The organism is Hahella sp. CCB-MM4, from assembly GCF_002260525.1.
GTDB lineage: Bacteria > Pseudomonadota > Gammaproteobacteria > Pseudomonadales > Oleiphilaceae > Hahella.
Genome location: NZ_MRYI01000002.1, coordinates 324,796 through 342,217 on the forward strand (window position 1 = coordinate 324,796; position 17,422 = coordinate 342,217).

The 17,422-nt window shown below is 48.8% G+C and carries 17 protein-coding genes; 4 read left to right on the plus strand and 13 right to left on the minus strand.

The genetic code is table 11. The annotated features are described in order from the left end of the window. Positions 1-12: 12 nt before the first annotated feature. A complete protein-coding gene (gene dauA / locus BTA51_RS05045) occupies positions 13-1,764 on the minus strand; it encodes a C4-dicarboxylic acid transporter DauA (RefSeq protein WP_094706329.1) in 1,752 nt (583 codons plus the stop codon). Positions 1,765-1,902: 138 nt separating this feature from the next. Between dauA and BTA51_RS05050 the strand changes: the two genes are divergently transcribed. The 4 genes from BTA51_RS05050 (at position 1,903) to BTA51_RS05065 (ending at position 4,650) form a co-directional block, all read left to right on the plus strand. Next, entirely contained in the window at positions 1,903-2,082 is a 180-nt protein-coding gene (locus BTA51_RS05050; protein ID WP_094706330.1) for a CopG family transcriptional regulator, read from the plus strand. A gap of 205 nt (positions 2,083-2,287) precedes the next feature. Further along, a complete protein-coding gene (gene lpxC, locus BTA51_RS05055; protein WP_094706331.1) occupies positions 2,288-3,241 on the plus strand; it encodes a UDP-3-O-acyl-N-acetylglucosamine deacetylase in 954 nt (317 codons plus the stop codon). 92 nt (positions 3,242-3,333) lie between these two features. After that, positions 3,334-4,296: a hypothetical protein gene (locus BTA51_RS05060; RefSeq protein WP_094706332.1), complete on the plus strand. Its 963-nt coding sequence runs from the start codon at positions 3,334-3,336 to the stop codon at positions 4,294-4,296. A 3-nt stretch (positions 4,297-4,299) separates the two neighbouring features. After that, a complete protein-coding gene (locus tag BTA51_RS05065) occupies positions 4,300-4,650 on the plus strand; it encodes a nucleotide pyrophosphohydrolase (RefSeq protein WP_094706333.1) in 351 nt (116 codons plus the stop codon). Between the two features lie 30 nt (positions 4,651-4,680). Here BTA51_RS05065 and BTA51_RS05070 read toward each other — a convergent pair whose 3' ends face one another. From BTA51_RS05070 to sctV, 12 genes are all read right to left on the minus strand, one after another. Beyond that, entirely contained in the window at positions 4,681-5,988 is a 1,308-nt protein-coding gene (locus BTA51_RS05070) for an alpha/beta fold hydrolase (RefSeq protein ID WP_094706334.1), read from the minus strand. After that, positions 5,982-6,848: a hypothetical protein gene (locus BTA51_RS05075; protein ID WP_094706335.1), complete on the minus strand. Its 867-nt coding sequence runs from the start codon at positions 6,846-6,848 to the stop codon at positions 5,982-5,984. The genes BTA51_RS05070 and BTA51_RS05075 overlap by 7 nt, the downstream gene beginning before the upstream one ends. 61 nt (positions 6,849-6,909) lie before the next feature. Further along, entirely contained in the window at positions 6,910-7,404 is a 495-nt protein-coding gene (locus BTA51_RS05080) for a hypothetical protein (protein WP_094706336.1), read from the minus strand. Positions 7,405-7,504: 100 nt separating this feature from the next. After that, positions 7,505-8,815, minus strand: coding sequence for a FliI/YscN family ATPase (locus BTA51_RS05085; protein WP_094706337.1), 1,311 nt, complete (start codon positions 8,813-8,815; stop codon positions 7,505-7,507). Further along, on the minus strand, positions 8,808-9,425 hold the full coding sequence (locus tag BTA51_RS05090; RefSeq protein ID WP_168188068.1) for a FliH/SctL family protein: 618 nt from the start codon (positions 9,423-9,425) through the stop codon (positions 8,808-8,810). Before BTA51_RS05090 ends, BTA51_RS05085 begins: the two co-directional genes overlap by 8 nt. 19 nt (positions 9,426-9,444) lie before the next feature. Continuing rightward, positions 9,445-10,254 (minus strand): hypothetical protein, encoded by an 810-nt coding sequence (locus BTA51_RS05095; RefSeq protein ID WP_094706339.1) that lies wholly within the window; start codon positions 10,252-10,254, stop codon positions 9,445-9,447. Then, positions 10,244-10,900, minus strand: coding sequence for a type III secretion system inner membrane ring lipoprotein SctJ (gene sctJ, locus BTA51_RS05100; protein WP_094706340.1), 657 nt, complete (start codon positions 10,898-10,900; stop codon positions 10,244-10,246). The genes BTA51_RS05095 and sctJ overlap by 11 nt, the downstream gene beginning before the upstream one ends. A gap of 9 nt (positions 10,901-10,909) precedes the next feature. Next, positions 10,910-11,311, minus strand: a complete 402-nt coding sequence (locus BTA51_RS05105; protein WP_094706341.1) for a hypothetical protein — start codon at positions 11,309-11,311, stop codon at positions 10,910-10,912. A gap of 145 nt (positions 11,312-11,456) precedes the next feature. Continuing rightward, positions 11,457-11,768, minus strand: coding sequence for a hypothetical protein (locus tag BTA51_RS05110; protein WP_094706342.1), 312 nt, complete (start codon positions 11,766-11,768; stop codon positions 11,457-11,459). 108 nt (positions 11,769-11,876) lie between these two features. Beyond that, positions 11,877-13,010 carry an FHA domain-containing protein gene (locus BTA51_RS05115; RefSeq protein ID WP_094706343.1) on the minus strand — a complete coding sequence of 378 codons (1,134 nt, stop codon included), beginning with the start codon at positions 13,008-13,010 and terminating at the stop codon, positions 11,877-11,879. After that, positions 12,973-14,751 (minus strand): type III secretion system outer membrane ring subunit SctC, encoded by a 1,779-nt coding sequence (sctC, locus tag BTA51_RS05120; protein ID WP_168188069.1) that lies wholly within the window; start codon positions 14,749-14,751, stop codon positions 12,973-12,975. Before sctC ends, BTA51_RS05115 begins: the two co-directional genes overlap by 38 nt. A gap of 80 nt (positions 14,752-14,831) precedes the next feature. Then, positions 14,832-16,976 (minus strand): type III secretion system export apparatus subunit SctV, encoded by a 2,145-nt coding sequence (sctV, locus tag BTA51_RS05125; RefSeq protein ID WP_094706345.1) that lies wholly within the window; start codon positions 16,974-16,976, stop codon positions 14,832-14,834. Between the last annotated feature and the right edge of the window lie 446 nt (positions 16,977-17,422).

Here is a 17,422-nt window from a genome sequence, read left to right on the forward strand (position 1 = left end):
TCGTATCGCCTCTCAAGATTTGCTTGGCATTTCGGATGCTTCCGATTGCACCAGACTATCCAATGCTTCCCGCAAGGTTGAGAAATACTGTGTCACTCCCTCGATCGGTTTCATTTGGGCCTTGGCTATCGTTTTAAGTGGCTGAAACTGAAAGTCAGCCAGTACGATCCTTGTATTGTCCCGCTGACACTTTGATACAAGCTTGCTCAGAGCTGCGACTCCGCCGGCATCAAGAATCGGCACCCCATCCAGATAAAGCACTATCCCCCGCTTTTCCTCACTTAGCACAGACAGTTCTCCAAATATTCTGTCTGCCGCTGCAAAAAACAGGGGACCGGTTATCTTATACACAGACCAGCCCTCGGGCAGGGCTACCGGGACCATCCGCGAATTCCCGGTGATATCAGTAATCTTGGTCATTTCTGCAATTTCTTTCATAAACAGAAATGACGCCAGCATGATACCGGCAGTGATAGCTATCACCATATCAAACAGAACTGTGAGCGAGAAACAGGTAAAGAACACCCAAATGTCAGCTTTGGGTGCGGTCCTTATCAGCTTCAGTGATTTTGGGGCCTCGCTCATATTCCAGGCGACCATCAACAGCATGGCCGCCATCGCTGGCATCGGCAAATATGCCAACACACCCGCCAACGCGACCAATCCCAGCAACACCACCAATGCATGAACCATCGCAGCAACCGGTGATTCTGCAGCTGCACGCACATTCGCAGCCGATCTGGCAATGGCAGCTGTGGCAGTTATTCCACCAAAAAACGGAGCAACCACATTTCCTATCCCTTGCCCAAGCAATTCACTATTGGCGCTGTGACGGCGTCCAGTCATGCCATCCAACACCATGGCACATAACAGTGACTCAATCGCCCCCAGCATCGCGATGGCAAATGCTGCGGGTAACAGATCCCGCAAGAGCTGCCAATTCAACTCCAATAGTTCTCCTCCGGGACCCGGCTGAAGCCACGGCCATTCGAATGCAGGAAGAAATGGAGGAATCCCCTGCCCTTGGGTTCCATCCAGATAAGTGAAATAAAATCTTGATCCGATAGTATCTATCGGAAACCCAGCCTGATTAAGCCCCCAGGCCGCCAGGCTGCCGATAACCACCGCCGGGAGATGAGCAGGAACAGGTGTACGCAGTTTTGGCCAAATCAGCATGATCGCAAGTGTCAGTATAGCGACGGAGACACCTGACCAATGCGCATCAGGTAAAGCAGAAACCAGCACTTCAACCTTACCCAGATAACTCTCCGGCATCTCTTCGATAGTAAGGGCAAAAAAATCCTTCATCTGAAGCGTGGCTATTACCACGGCAATCCCGCCGGTGAACCCCAGGGTCACAGATTCTGGAATGTACTCAATAAAACGCCCCAGGCGAAGGAAGGCCATCAATATCATCAGCAAACCTGCCATGACGGTTGCCATCAATAACCCGCTCAAACCATATTTTTGGGCTATCGGATACAGGATCACCACAAAAGCCGCGGTTGGACCTGAAATGCTATAGCGGGATCCGCCCGTTAGAGCGATGAGAAAGCCGGCGATTGCCGCGGTATAAAGCCCATATTGTGGAGCGACGCCACTGGCAATCGCCAATGCCATGGCCAGAGGAATTGCGATGATTCCGATGGTGATACCGGCCAGGACATCCCGGGCAAGCCTTTGAACATTGTAGGTTTCAGAAAAGCAGCTTTCCCTAAGTGCATGTCCGATACGTAAGGAGAACAGGTGGGCGCGATGGCTCATTGGACGACTCCGGGAAAGTTGCAGAATAATTGAATGAGCATTATATTCTCATCACCACCTCATTCAATGTTAATTTGATTAACATGCAGAACACCTGAATTGATATCAAAACGCTTAAATTAATGTAGGAACAAGAACGTGGAACAAAGAACTGCACGCCTGACTCTGCTGATAGACCCACGAAAAAAAGCAATATTTGAAAAACTCTGCGCCCAGGAAGATGTGACTCCCTCGCAAAAGGTCAGGCAATTTATACGGGATTACATTGAGCAGAAAGTGGGCCCGGAATGGCAAAATGAACTGGAGAAAAAGCCCTAAAAAAGAAACAGAGAGTTTCGTCTAGCTCAATTCATGCAAATCAGTCAAGTGGACTATCGGCTCGATTACATTTTTTTACTAGAACAAATTTTCACCAACCACTACAATTGCGCTCCATTTTCCCAGTCGATACCCAAACTGCACCATACCAGTCATATGGAGCGGCGGCTTCTTGCCAGCAAAAAAGGAAACTACGTAAAAGACAATGCCCAACCAGATTTCTATTCAACAAGGTTTTCAAGTAGTAGGTGTTGGCGTTCATTCCGGACGCAAAGTGCACATGCAATTCACTCCTGCTCCAGTGAATACCGGCATAGTCTTTACACGCATTGATTGTAATCCCCACCAGAGATTTCAATTGAAAGCCGATTCCGTTGCCCATACCACTTTGAACACAGGCCTCGTCAACGAAGCGGGATATCAGATATCTACCGTTGAACATCTCCTGTCTGCTATCAGTGGGTTGGGAATCGATAACCTGTATATCGACATTGATGGTGAAGAAATTGCCATCATGGATGGTAGCGCCATGCCGTTTGTCTTCCTGTTCAAGGAAGCAGGCCTGGTCACACAGGAATCACCAAAACAGTTTCTCCGTGTCACCCGGGAAATCAGGGTAGAGCATGAAGATAAGTTTGCTGTATTAAAGCCGTATGACGGTTTCCGCATTGATGCCAGGATCGATTTTAATCATCCGATCATCAAGCAAAGCGAACAGCATATGATTCTGGATGTCAGCTCCGAGACCTTCACTCAGGAAGTCAGCCGTGCCCGTACCTTTGGATTCATGCGTGATATCGAATATCTGCATGAGAGAGGTCTGGCTCTCGGCGGTGGCTTGGACAATGCCGTTGTATTTGACGAGTTCCGAGTATTAAATCCTGGCGGCCTTCGTTATGACAACGAAATGGTCCGGCACAAGGTTCTGGACGCGATCGGCGATTTGCGTATGTGCGGCTACAACATGCTGGCAGAACTGCAGTGTTATAAACCGGGACACCATCTCAACAACATTCTGCTGAGAGAACTAATGGCCAATCAGGATGCCTGGGAAATCGTCACAGCAGATCAATTGCTGGGCAACAAGGAAACTGCAGACAATGGTGCTCTGGCAGATCTGCTGTTCCCTGCAGCTTTGTTGAACAAGGTTGAGCTTTAAAATTCCGTCGGAAAGTCTGTCACCCAACAGGCATTCCGCCACTTAAATTGTTTCCTTCCATATTTAATTAACTATTTTTTTATCCACACCCAATGCGCATTATTTTAAGCCGCAAAGGATTTGACTCCGCCGCAGGCGGTTGTCCCAACCCGATACTTCCGGATGGTCGGTTAGTTCCCCTTCCGATTCCAGATTCTCTATCTCCGATCCGGTACCAGGACATTTGTCATGACGAGCACAACATCGGGCTCTTGGTCAATCAACTGACCAAGGGCAAGCTCACCAAATCAGACGGCGCTCACCTGGATCCGGATCTTGTATCAACCCACTATCCCCGCAGTCACCACTGGCGCCCTTTACTGGGACAGACCGGAGCGGCACAAGGACATCTTCATAAACAGGGGGTATCCGTCGGAGATATATTTCTGTTCTTTGGGGTTTTCCAATCCATCCATCGAGTTTTCCCTAACCGAAGAAAACACTCAACTGGCACTGAGAAGCCGACGAAGCAACGACAGGCGTCTGGTCGGAAGCAATGGCACTTTGACACTCAACAACCCAAGCGCCATATCATCTGGGGCTGGATGCAGGTAGGTCAAATCTTGCAGATTGACGAACTTGGTGAGTCTGATCTTCCCTGGGCTCGTTATCACCCACACTTTTATCGTGGAAAAGACCCGAATAATACGCTTTACCTGGCCAGCAACAAGCTGAATATACCAGGAGAATTCCCCAATCTTCCTGGATCGGGCACCTTTCAGTATGCCAGCAAAGAAAGAATCCTTACCGCCCCCGATAGCCTGCTCACCCAGTGGCAGCTTCCCACTTGGTGGTACCCCGATTCAGGTAAGTCACCACTCAGTTATCATCATAATCCTGAGCGCTGGAAGTTATTCAAAGACAGAGTGTTACTGAAAGCAGCCGCTCGAGGACAGGAATTTGTTCTTGATTGTGACGACTACCCTGAAGCATTACCATGGCTGGCAAAGTTAGTTCAGACTGAGCTCGCCACGTCGAATCCAGAGCTATCGATTAAAAAGGCATTGAAGGAGTAAAACATGGATATTAAAAAGATCCAGAGCATTATTGCCGAGTTCGCCACAGAAAGAGACTGGGACCAGTTCCACAATCCCAAAAACCTGGCAATAGCGATGTCAGTGGAGTGCTCCGAATTCCTGGAAGAGTTCCAATGGCTGACCCTTGAACAGGCATCAGAAGTGATGTCCGATCACGACAAGGCGCAAAGAGTCACGGATGAACTGGCAGATGTCGCCGTATATCTTCTGCGTCTGGCGGACAAACTCAACATTGACCTTGAATCCGCCATCCACACCAAAATTGACAAAAATCGGGAAAAGTATCCCGTCGAAAAATTTAAAGGTCTGGCCAGGAAATACAATGAGATCTAAACGTCACTGTCTTAAGGCTTCTTCCACCGATCAATGGCTCAGCGCTGCCGCAGGATTGACGGTATCAGACTCGACTTTTCCTCTCTTCACAAATGACACCACATCAGCGGAGAGTTCATCTACCGCATCCACATGTGGTATGTGCCCGCTTTCAGGGTAGAAAACCACTGTGGGCGGATAGCCTGCCGCACTCAGTCTGAGATAAACCGGTCTGATCACCTGCCCGACCAGATCAGCGTGGCCGGTCAAAGCCGCGTTAGGCAGGAACGAATCTTTAGAGCCGAACATCATCAACACAGGAACCCTCAATAGACTAAGCCGCTTGGTCAGACTTTCCGGATCTTCTTTGCGGGTTTCAACTCCCATTGTATAAATGTCCCGGACACAGGTGGTGATAAATCGATCATACTCGGCCAGATTACCAACAGCACTCTGGACTCTCGACTCCGTAAAAAAAGCAGAGTCCTGATTCAGGGTTAAAAACAGACCTGTAGAAGAATCCTCAAGCTCGCCGCTATCAGGATTAAATTTCTTGTAGTAGTGCAATGCCTGTATTTCCGCCTCAGTCCGAGACATTTCCGCCTCCAGATGCCCAAGGGAGTTCCAGACAGACTTCCATTGGTTCAAATCTTCAGCCAATGATGGATCAAATAACTTTATTGCCTGGCCGTCTGCCGTGCGAAATTCGGATGGGTATTCTTCCAGACCATAGGGCGACTCCAATATCAGACTGGCGACACTCTGCGGATAATCGAGCGCATAGCCAACAGCCCATTGCCCTCCCAAGCTGTGTCCATAGAGATGAAAATTCCCAATTTTCAGATGATTGGCCAGCAACAGGTGAATCACTTCCCGACTATTCTGCAAACTTCTCTGAATTGTCTGCTCCAGATTTCCAGGGATAGACTTACCATAGTTGGGAAGATCGGCGGCAATCACTCGGAAGCCTTCCAGAGCCAATGCCCGAATCAACTGGCTGAAGTAGCCCATATTGGCACAACGCCCGTGTATCAGTACGATAGTGTCCGCATCCTCCGGGTCGTCGTTTCCCCAGTATACATCCTGATAGGCGACCTCCCAGATTCGACTGTTATGATCCTTAATCTTTACGTAGTCCGCAGGAAACGCATATTTAACTCTATCCCTCCAGAAACTGCTTCCCTTTGCCTCGGAGTATACTCTGGGGACAAAATCACCTTCCGGCTGCTTGACTGTGTGAGCACACCCCGTTACCAGAAAAATCAGGATGACCCATATTGAACAATATCCTGACGCCTTGAACCGGCAACCACTCCCTGACATGCCATGTTCCATTCGATGCAGCCAACGCTTTACCACAGTTCATCTCCCGGCTCAGAATCTAGCACTACTTCCACAATATTCAACTCACCTAACTGCTTATCCTTAAAGCGCGACTGAAGACCAGGAATTGCTTTCTGCAGCATGTCTCTTATCTCGGCTTGCCTACAATTGGCCATCAGCCTCCAGCACCCCGGAGAGCACTGCTGAAGGCTGAGCGTCGTACCAGGTAGAAAATGTTCTTTCAGCTGCAAACGAACAGTTTCTGTAGGATCCCAAGATGTTTGGCGGGCATTAATGAGCAACTTATCAACCTGAGCTTCGAACATTTTTTCAAGTCCCTGCCAGCCGACAGATTCATTCTTAATCGTACTGTCCAAGGTACTAGAAATAGTAGAGGCAGTAGTGGCATTCGAAGTCACCACATAATGCTGACTCTGCTCGTTGATCAGGGCTTGGACGGTTGTTACTGAGAGCGGTTCTTTGGACATCCGGTATTCGTCGTCCAGATGTCGATTCTTAAAAGGTTCTCTGTTTATTTCCTCTCCATCAACATTGCCTGATCCCGGATGGTCAACCAATACAGAATGTTCCCGTTTTTCTATTGTTTTTTGCCGCTGAACTGCGGAAATTGTTCCCCCGGATCCAGACTCAGGTGGTCTCTCTTTACTCTCTCTAATTATGCGAGCTGAAGAGTCCCCTTGAGTCACATTACGCTTACCTTGGGGTTGTTCAGGCTTTGCTTCAAGCAATGATACAAAGTCGAGGCGTTGCTGATACCGCCACGCTTCCGGGTTATCATGCTGATTGGGGTAGCGTGTACCCTTGATCCCTGTTTCTTCTGGTTTTGACCAAGCAGAGGAATCTGATGTTTGGTCAGCCCGAAATTCCATACTCATAGTTTCTTCAGGTTAATTTTGATAGCTGCGTATAGCCACATCGCATACGCTTTCCATCGATTTAAATTTTCCAACTGCGCGAATACCGCTCTTCTACGAGACTGTCCCCTCGCCGCACCTGTCGCTTGTTTAATTGCAACTTCAATTCTTTGATTCGCCCTTCCAACTGATCTTTGCGCGCCGATTGCCTGCTCAGCCGGATTTTTGCTTCCTGCAGTCTCACTCCAGTTGCATCCCTTGCATTCAAAGCTTCATTGACTTCCTGCTGTTGGTATCTCACTTGATCATTAACAGAATCGATGTAGGCCGAGCGCTTCTGTGCCAGATGAGAGTCAGGAGCCTCTCCCGTAAAAATTTCCCACTTTGCCAAAAGTGCAGAACGACTCTGCTGCCATTCCTTCAATTTTCGTGTAGCACTTTGAAGCCTTTCCTCGCATTGAGCGAACTCTCGCTGGACAGCCAGGAGTTCAGACTCCAGCTGCTGCAATCGCTTCAGGCAAAGTGAGAGAAGACGCCCCAGATTATGAATCATTCGTCGCTCGTCGCCGGCATGCATCAGTTGTCATATCCTTCTTTGACAGAAACACTTAATATTCGCTCCTGTACAGTCAACATTTCTCTTTACCCTTAACCTTTACCCATTAACCACATTCAACTTATTGAACAATTTCCACCATCTGCTTTACCGTTTCCTCAAACGGATGGCAGGTATGGGCTGATTGTTGCAGCAGGTCGCGAATAGGGTTTTTCTTGGCAATGGCTTCATCAGCTTCCGGGTCAGCACCCGCTTTATATTCACCCAGTTGTATCAACCACTCCAGTTCCTGGTATTTGGCGATCAGTTTTCTCATCTGCCTGGCGCTATCACGATGCTGCGGCGACGTTACCTTCTCAAAAACCCTACTGGCACTAGTCATTACATCAATTGCCGGATAATGAGCCGCAGCGGCCAGTTTGCGTGACAGAATGATATGGCCATCCAACAGTGAGCGAACTTCCTCCGCAATGGGATCTTCCCCTTCCTGTTCTTCTTCCTGCAATACCGTGTAGAAAGCGGTGATATATCCTTTGTCGTTATTCCCAGCCCGCTCAAACAACCTTGGCAGCATTGAAAATACGGAAGGGGGAAAACCTCTTCGAACAGGAGGTTCCCCCAATGACAGCCCAACATCCCTTAACGCCCGTGCGTAGCGGGTGACCGAGTCCATCATCAGCATCACTTTCTTTCCCTGATCTCTGAAATACTCCGCCAGAGCCATCCCAACACAGGCAGCCCTGGCTCGCTCCAACGCGGGTCGATCGGAGGTTGCCACTACAACAATCGAACGTCTGAGGCCTTCATCCCCCAAACTGTCTTCCATGAACTCCCGTACCTCACGCCCCCTCTCTCCTACCAGAACGATCACGTTAATATCCGAGGCAGCACCGCGAGCCAACATGCCCAAAAGGGTACTTTTCCCCCCTCCGGCAACGGCAAAAATACCAACCCGCTGGCCCAAACCAGTGGTAAGAAGACTATCCAAAGCTTTAACCCCAGTTTCCAGAGGCTCAGACACAGGAAGTCGATTCAGTGGATCTGGCGATTCCCTATAGACAGGAACTTGATGGAGCCCCTCCAATGGCAACTCACCATCAAGCGGATTTCCATAGGCGTCGACCACCCTTCCCAACATACGCTCGTCTACCCCGATCCAGTTGCCATGATTGGAGGGGTGAACCTGCATACGAGTGGAAACACCTTCCAATACACCCATCGGCGCCAGCATCAGGTATCGGCCTTGTATTCCCACCACTTCAGCTTTAAGCGTCTGCTGAGAATCCGGATCAACCAGATCGCAAATATCACCGATCCTGGCGTCAATACCGGTTACCTTGAGAATCGTTCCGAACGCCTCCGCAACCTTGCCAACTCTGCGTACAGTTTTTTTCTGACGCAGTTCCTGCAGTATTGGAAAATCACTATCCATTTCGGCGAATGTCTCGATGAATGTCCGCTGTCATATCCTGAATATCCTGTACAGGGTCCACGACCAAAATTCCAAATTCGGATTCAATACGACACCCGAGAGGCCCAAGCTCTGCATCTGAGAATACTTCCAGCCGGGAAATATCAGGATGTTCCTGACGCCATTTACTCAACCATTGTTCTGAGAATTCAAGGTGTTCCGGACGGACAAAAATTTGGAGCTGCCTCTCATCCTGCAGCTCTGCCAATGCTTCGCGAAGCAGTCCCAGAACAGTCTCTTCTGAGGACAATCTGGGTAGCACCTTCTGAAGAATCGCCAAGGATAATTTCACGATTTGCTGGTGTTGATTGTCCAGATGTCCACGAATAGTGTTCGTCACCTCAAGCATCCCTTCATACACTTGTGAACGTGCCTGCTCCATTCCGGATTCATATCCCTTTGCATAGGCTTCACTTTTGATTCTTTCCGCATCCAGCAATGTCTGTGAATGTATCCGTTCAGCAGTTTCCAGAAACTCAGCTGCACTTAGATAGCTGTCTGTATCCGTTGCAGGAATCCTCCTGCCCTGGATCTCAGCCAGCCATTGACCTTTATCGATAAGTCTGACCATTAGTACTCCCTGTTCGTTGTCATTTAACCAGGTTGGATAAACTCGGTTTATCAGCATGCTCAGACTCAGAGTGACTTTGATAGTTCGCGGCATCACTCATAGCAGATAGAAGCATTTCCTCCAGTTGCACATCCGAAAGCTGAGGCTTGTACCTCTTCTGGAATAGCGAGGGTGGAATCAGCAACATCATGCGTTCTCTTAAATCAGGCATATGGCGATGCAGGTAGCTCCACACCTCCTGAGCCCCCGTATAAACCAGACACTGCCCAATCAATGTCAGATTATTGGTCAAGTCAGAGCTGCGTTGACTCAGCTCGATAACCCGCCCTAGAGCACCACCATGATGATCTTTTTTTAAATCCAATAAACTGACATCCCGACGTCTGGACAGTGTATCTGTGTATAGGGAGTCACCCAGAAGATCACGCCAAAACACAACCGCCTGCCGCTCTATCTGGTCTCGTAGCAATGGAGCGACAACCCCTGCTCCAATCCGGGTCAACGTTGGCCCTATCATCTCCATCGGCTGAGCAAGCCATCCGGCCATGGACTGTGGGGATATCCGTTCCGTGCCATCACTCTTGGCAGCAGCCATCGGAGTACTGAAAATACCGTCAGCACCAATTAACGAGTGTTCCAGGATGACCTTCTCAAGATAATACCTGCCACGCTTATCCGCTTTAGCAAGATCAATTAACTCCTTTGACAGGGCATTACTGGAGATATCCCCAGGTTCCACACACCAATCTTCGGACATATCCAGGAAGGACTGACGAACCAGCGCTGAGCCTAATCCACTATCTGACAGGCAATGAAACTCAGAGGACATTCTTGGATGACCTCTGCGCTGTCACCTGAGAAGCTGCCGACATTGAATTACCATAGCCATTTCGAGTGAAGAATTTCACGGTCACCCGGTTCACATCATCAACACCTTCAACACCATCTGTAATGATGGCCTTGATATCTGTCTCATGGATGCTGAGATCGACAGAAGGTTGCTGAATAATCACCACAGAAACGGAGGCCGAATCTTTCTTTTCATCCAGCAATCCCTGCTGCGGCAAGGCAACGTGTACCCTGGCAGAGACAACACCATCGATCTCCATCAGTGTTGCAGAAAGTTCCTGTGACAGGGCATATAGATATCTTGCCTTTTCTTCCATAGGCGATGACACAAAGCCTTCCTTTCGGAAAATATCGCCCATGGACAAACTGTCGAACCTGGGTAATCCCTGTTCACGCAGTACAGCCATTGCCTGCGGCAGCTGATCCCTCTCCACATTAATTGCCCAGTCTTCACCGTTTTCAGCACGCACCTTCACGGCATTAATATTCACCTGCAATAAAGCGGCCTCCACCTCATTGGCCTGCTGCTCCGTCAAGCTGCTGTATAATGCAGATTTTTCACACCCTGTCAGCGATAAAAGACAGAACAACGCGACAATCAAAGTTTTTCTGCCACGATATTCCATACATGGCTCCTATGATTGTTGCCTGAAGAGTTGCTGAACACCTTCAGAAGTTTTGTTAGCAATGTTGGCTGTCAGCTCGCTCTGAAATAAAAAAGAGTGCGCTTTCATTGTGAGTGAGATCATTTCACCAGGCGTCATCTGGTTGGTATTGGAGAGTATGCTGCGCGCATCTCCACCAATCGCATCGATCCCTCCGTTAAGACTGTCCAGTACCTGTATAGCGGCCTTAAAACCTCCACTGCTGCTTGCACTGGCTTCCGCTGCAGGAGCCAACTGCTCCGGGGCAACTTCGTTCAAACTGGCTTCAAAATTGGCAACGTCAAATACCTGAGCCGGCTGAGCTGCTGTCGTGGCAGCAGGCTCATTGACAGCCAACATATCAAATACCTGGGTTGATACTGCATCGACCATATACTTCTCTCCTTATCAGCCACAAGTCATCAACCTGTGACACGCATGGCCCTGGCCAAACTCCATATCAGACAGATAAATCAGACATGGACTCCGGCCTCTATGTCCAAGCCGGGAATGTTTCAACTGAAACACGCCATTCCGGTTATTTACGAGCCAATGCGTCCAGAGCCTGCCCAACACTGGAGGTAGCAGTAGAAGCATTATTTGAGAGAAACTGCATTCGCAAACTCTCCGCGGTGAGCATAGTAATAGTTGATGGGTTATCCTGACCGTTTTCACCAACTTCTGACGAGAGGGTGGTAATTTTGTCGGCCTGGGTATCCAGTGCACTCCCCCATGCTTTGGCCATTGCTTCGTACCAGCTTCCCAGGTCAGAAGACTGAGAATTTCCAGTTCCGGTATTTGCGGTCAATGCAGCTTGAGTGAGGTCATTTGTAGCGACTACGTTCGTCATTTTTAATCTCCTTGTTTCATATTGGTTTACTGGCCCGATCGAGCGGGCTCTCATTGTCATTCATCTGCCTTTTATCACTGGCAGAAAAATCCTGGGAAGCCTTAGCTTTCAGTACAACATGGCTCCAGGTTCCAGCAATCGTTTCTCACCACTGGCAAGAATAACGATGACTCCTTCCGGCTTGATTTCATCGATTATTGTTCCGACGTCTAACTCAGCGCCTGGGTAATATCTGGCATCATCGCGCGTCACAACGTAGGGATCGTGTCCGGTAATGACCCTGGCAATTTCCTTGTCATCTGTCTGCTTGGGCTCGTCCACTTTTTCTTCCAGCTTGTTACGCACAACCACCTGCTGAAGACCTTTGATATCCTGCATTGCACGTGAATGGATAACTCGCTCCAGTTTGTCTTTGTTCGGAAATATTCCTACCAGCTCTACCTTCCCTTCTCCTAACTCTGCGGTCTTACCCCGTAACCCGGAGAGCCTCAGAATCTCACCCACCTGCCCGGCAAGATCACTGGCTTTTGTCTCAATAACCGGCGTGCCGGCCGACGGTGCAGGTAAGGACTCAACAGCTTTAACCTCATCCACAGCTCCAGCTGTCACTTTTGCGTAAAGCTCCCCGCCCCATATCAGCAATCCGCTCACAAGTATCAACATCACAAGAAATATCGAGGTATAAAGCTTCAGTTGTCTGGAAATCGTTCCATTTGTATCAGGCTCTTCCAGAACTCTGGAAGATAGCTCCAAAGAGACATCCGCCAGGTTCAGCATTGTCCCCGCAGCAACCTTTTCCTGATCACCGGGATTCAATATTTTTCCCAAAACCTCCACTGAAGCATCGAGAGCCCTGACCAGATATCCATCTTGACCAAGAACAACCAAACAGTGATGACGGGCAATCTGAGGATCTGCCAGCACCAGATCACAATCAGTACTGGCACCGATCATCACCATATCCAGCTGTTGACATAGATACTCCGCATTTCTATGCAAACCATCTGTAATCTTGATTAGGCCAGCGCCATTGCCTCCATTTGTCCATAGTGCGTTTGGCGATTGATCATCTGAAATCCAAGGTTCCTCTTCGCCATCGAATGTACCTACTATGCTGTCCTTCGCGTGGTTGGCAGCAGGTTTCCCACGACCCGTTTGCCGGGATGACTTGTAGTCATCCGCATCGGCCGCTATTAAAGTTTCATCAGAATACGAGGAGGCTATCGCTGCCGAGTTCTTCACGGCAATCTCCTTTGCATGTACGGCTTTCCGGCCAAAGGCCAGACTTCCCCTGAGTGGACGTTCCTAATCTGGACAGCATGTCCTCTGATCCATCGGGCAACTTGATACGGGGGGAAATCAGGAACAGTCGCTCAGCATTCTGACGAACTTTTGACTCTGAACGAAAAAGCTTCCCCAATATCGGGATATCCCCAAGCAACGGTACTTTGCTGACCGAGGACGTTTCCTCTTCCCGTACCAGGCCACCCAACAAAAGACTGTATCCAGCATTTATTACTGCCTGGGTAGTCACCGAATGACGAGTCGCAACAGGTGTTTCAGTCTCTTCCAGCAGATCAACATTACCATCCTCGACCGCAACGATTAGGCGAATCTGAGTATTCTCGTCTGCTTCAATCACATGTGGTGTTACCCGGAGAACCGTCCCCGAAAAGACTTGAAACAGATCCACTTCATAGGCCCCTTCTACAGGGACATACAGCGACCGGCTACTCTCAATGACAGCTTCCATATCATTTAGCGTCGCGACCTTGGGGCGAGAGCTTACAGACACCACACCTTCCTGCTGCAAGGCATTTATTCTCGTTATGAACTGATCTTTATCACCGACGATTGCGCCAATCTGAAAGCCCGGCAACTGATCCAGAAGCCGCACAGAACCGCCGGCAAGAACATCGACAAAGTTTGCTTTAGTCCCCTTGCTACCAAATAGAACTTCGCCATTGCTCTCATTCTCTGAATATCGCCATTCGACACCCAGACTGCGCAGTTTATTGGTATCTACGTCGATGATTGTTGCTTCTATTTCAATCAGCTGAGAGGGCACATCCAATGCGGTAATCAATTCTTTGTACAGCGGAATTCTGTCAGGATAATCCCTGATAATAATCGCGTTGTGCTGCGTGTCTGCCACAATTCCCGGGCCACTCCCGATGTCATACGACAGCCCCATCAAACTGTTGTCGCCAGCGTGACCGTCTTTCTCTCCCGTCACTGTGTAGTCTTTGCCATCTTTAAGGGTCAGAACTCTGGCTCCCTGCTCCTGACTTCCTCTTGAGGCCAGCCCCTTGCCTTTAACAGATGTTGCACGGGCAGATAGTGTTCTTTCTTCTACGCCACCAGCAGACTGTCCGCGATTACCTCCATACACCGCCTGCTGAAGTATGGTTGCCACACCAGCAACCTTGACTTGCTGGTTACCAACAACAAATGTTCGATCAGAAGCCCAGGCGTATTTAAGTGGAAAGTAATGAAATGCCATATCCTCAGTAGCATCTCGCTCTGCGACAACGCCGACTAGTTTCTGAACCTGAGACACGTAACGAGGTACGCCGGAAATTTCCACCAATCCAGTCTCCGAATCTACACGGGTATAGTTCTCACTATCACTCAAGTGCATACGACCCATCACCCTCTGCAGCATCCGCGCATTTTCAGGGGGCACTACAAGAAACTCCCTACGCATTTCCTCCGCTTTGTAGATATATACCGTCAATCCATCGTAGTAACTCACCAGTCCATTGGAGTTGATAATGCTGCTATAAATTTTTTCAGGTTGACCACGACGTAAGCCGTTCAACGTACGCTTGTCAGCCTGTAAATCTTCACTGAGAACACTGCGCATTCCCTGGTCACCAAGAAAGTCCTGCAGAAAGTTAACCAGTGAGTCGTCTTTTAGCTGATAGGTTGTGTCCTCAGATTTAAGAAACGGTAATGGCTTGGCGAGCACAGTAACCGACATAAACAAACCAATGCACAGTACACAAAGAGCACTTATTTGATGCCTGGAAATAATTGACCGATAGTTCAACGCTTGTGACTTCATTGACTCAAGTGCCCCAGTGGTAAAATTTGAACATTGCCCACCAATTCCTGGTATGCGAGGACTGGTAGTAAGTGAAAATCGTCTTCCAATAGCTGCCGAAACTGCCGCCTGATATCAGCGTTACAAAGCAGCACTATCGGCTTTGGAAATTTGTGGCTCTGACTGATAAAGCCTTTCAAACTCTCTGTTATCTGTGCGTATACATCCGGAGGTAAACTAACCGGCTGGGCAGGTTGGATATTTCTGCATATTTGCCGCACCTGATCCTCCAGGTCGGGATGAATCAGTACAGCCCTCAAGCGATGCTGATCATCGGTGTGATGATGGCTGATCTGCTGTTTAAGAGCCTGGCGCACCAGCTCTGTTAACATGATCAAGTCTTTCTCGCGGGTACCGGCATCAGCGATTGCTTCAAAAACATCCCGCAAATTCCTGATCGATATTCCCTCCTTTAATAACCGCTTAAGAATCTCAGTAAGCCGTTGCGGTGGAACAACTCTTAAAGTCTCCTTGATCAGATCAGGATAAGCCTGAGCCCACTGATTAACCATGTTCGAAGCTTCCTGTATCCCCATGAACATCGGTAAGTACCGGATTAGGGCTGTCCTGCAGTGAATAGCAAGCAACTCCATTGGCGTCAGGAGTCGGCGAGAGTCAATATTTTCTGCTGTCTCCTTTTGCCAGCGACCAGGCATTTCAGGAATAAACGCAGCGGACTGGCCAGCTAACTGGTCTGCAGTCATATCTGAACCCGAAGGATCCGGTACTTGATCTGAACTCAGCAGCCTTGCTGGAATTTGCAATGCATCCTGTTCAAGGGCATAGCTTTTTTCGAGCTCAAGCTGACCTCTTGCGAGCCTGACTCCATAAGACTCCAACTGATATCCACCGGCTGGTAACTGGCGGTCCTCCTGTATAACCGCTGCAGGAACAGGCACTCCATAATTGTCTCTCAACTCACCGATAACCCGATTTAGTTCCAGCGACACTGCAGAAGCTCCGAGTGTATCCAGAAGATCCTTAGAGGCACTGAGAGCTACCGGCGCCAGAGGTTCAATAGCCCTTATGTCATTACTATGGTCCGTTTCAGATTGCGCCTCGGAAGATGCGGCCTTAGCGAACCCAGGAAACCAGCGAAGGACTATAGGGCTGGGGTTTTTCCAGATAGTCCATCCAAGCAGAAGCAATCCAAGCACCAGGAATACTGGCCAGGGAAATCCAGGAATCGTCATCAATAGAAGTGACAGGATTCCACCGATCAAAAATACCCTAGGAAACGCCCCGAACTGCTTTCCAATCGCGGATCCCAGGTGTCTCTCGGACTCGTCAGATCCGGTACGAGTAATTATCAGGCCGGCTGCTATAGAGGTGAGTAGTGCTGGGACCTGAGATACCAGCCCATCACCTATCGTCAGAATGCTATATGTATGAACCGCTTCACCGAATGACATGTCATTTTGAATCACGCCGACAGTCAGGCCGCCAAGAATGTTGACAATCAAAATGACAATACCCGCTATGGCATCGCCCTTAACAAACTTCATTGCCCCATCCAATGAACCGTGCAGCTGACTTTCTCGCTCCAGCATTCGACGCTTCTTCTTGGCATCATCTTTGTCTATCAAGCCGGCTCTTAAATCGGAATCAATCGAAAGCTGCTTGCCGGGCATCGCATCAAGCGTGAATCTTGCGGCAACCTCAGCCACCCTTTCAGCGCCTTTTGCAATGACGATAAACTGAACGACCGTGATAATGATGAATACAACAATACCGACGACCAAATTGCCGCCAACGACCATATTCCCAAAAGTATCAATGATGTCTCCGGCATCTGCTTCAAGAAGTATCAGGCGGGTAATGGCTATGGACAGGGACAACCTGAACAGCGTACTCAGCAGAATCACGCTGGGAAAGCTTGCAAATGCCAATGGGGACGGCACATAGATGGAGAGTAGAAGTAACCCAACGGCAATCAGAATATTTACTGCCACGAGTATGTCGATAACGACGTGTGGAAGCGGCAGAATCATCAATCCGACAATGGCAACAACGCCAAAAGCGAGGACAAAATCGCTGTATTGGCCGCTCATAATGGCAGAGCGTAATCCGTTTCCTGCTCCCACTGATGTTTCAACCCCCATGGATAAAAAGCTCCAATCCTTGAAAACCGATTGTCTAGCGCAAACAAAATTGGCGACTAAACTGAACGAATATGAAAAGGCTGCATCAACGATGACTTGTCCAAATGAGGATAACGTGCCAGTGCGATATTTCTCACGCCAGAATCAGTCTACGTAACCTGTCAGATGAACTACTTCATCAATACAACCGAAATGTATTATTTAGAAATATCACATATTCGCTTTCGCTAAACCTAGGGTTTTACCTAGTTGATGACAATTTGTTATCGAATATCCTGAAATGTTTATGACTTGGCAGATATATACATCCGATTGAATAATGCATTCGGACTAGTCTTATTATGCCGAATATATACAGGTTAAACACAGCCACACTTATCACACATCGATAAATTCATTCTCAATATTATCCGGCTGAGTTAATCTGTTGCAGGTGTTACATAGAA